The following is a 398-nucleotide window of genomic DNA, read 5'->3' as shown; positions in this document are numbered from 1 at the left end:
CCATATTTAATTATAGTTTCAGTGGACAAACATATAAAATCTTGGCGGTGTAGCTCAGCTGGCTAGAGCGTACGGTTCATACCCGTGAGGTCGTGGGTTCGACTCCCTCCGCCGCTACCAAGAGGACCTTTAGCTCAGCTGGTTAGAGCAGACGGCTCATAACCGTCCGGTCGCAGGTTCGAGTCCTGCAAGGTCCACCAAATTATAATACCTTTTTGTTAATACGTGGAGGAATACCCAAGCCCGGCTGAAGGGATCGGTCTTGAAAACCGACAGGGGTGTCAAAGCCCGCGGGGGTTCGAATCCCTCTTCCTCCGCCATTTTATTTTAAATAAATGGTTGCATAACAAAGGAAAGTATGGTAAGATAGTTATTGTCTGAAAAACTTATAGTGTTAA

3 tRNA genes are annotated in these 398 nt (G+C 46.5%); all 3 read left to right on the top strand.

The features are described 5' to 3' along the window. Positions 1–43: 43 nt before the first annotated feature. The 3 genes from IRY55_RS13405 (at position 44) to IRY55_RS13395 (ending at position 320) form a co-directional block, all read left to right on the top strand. Positions 44–120 (top strand) — tRNA-Met (locus tag IRY55_RS13405). A 3-nt stretch (positions 121–123) separates the two neighbouring features. After that, positions 124–200: transfer RNA gene (locus tag IRY55_RS13400), tRNA-Ile, on the top strand. A 27-nt stretch (positions 201–227) separates the two neighbouring features. Next, positions 228–320 (top strand) — tRNA-Ser (locus IRY55_RS13395). Positions 321–398: the final 78 nt, after the last annotated feature.

The sequence above is a fragment of the Savagea serpentis genome (assembly GCF_015351395.1).
GTDB lineage: Bacteria > Bacillota > Bacilli > Bacillales_A > Planococcaceae > Savagea > Savagea serpentis.
This window is presented reverse-complemented; position numbering and strand designations above follow the sequence as displayed.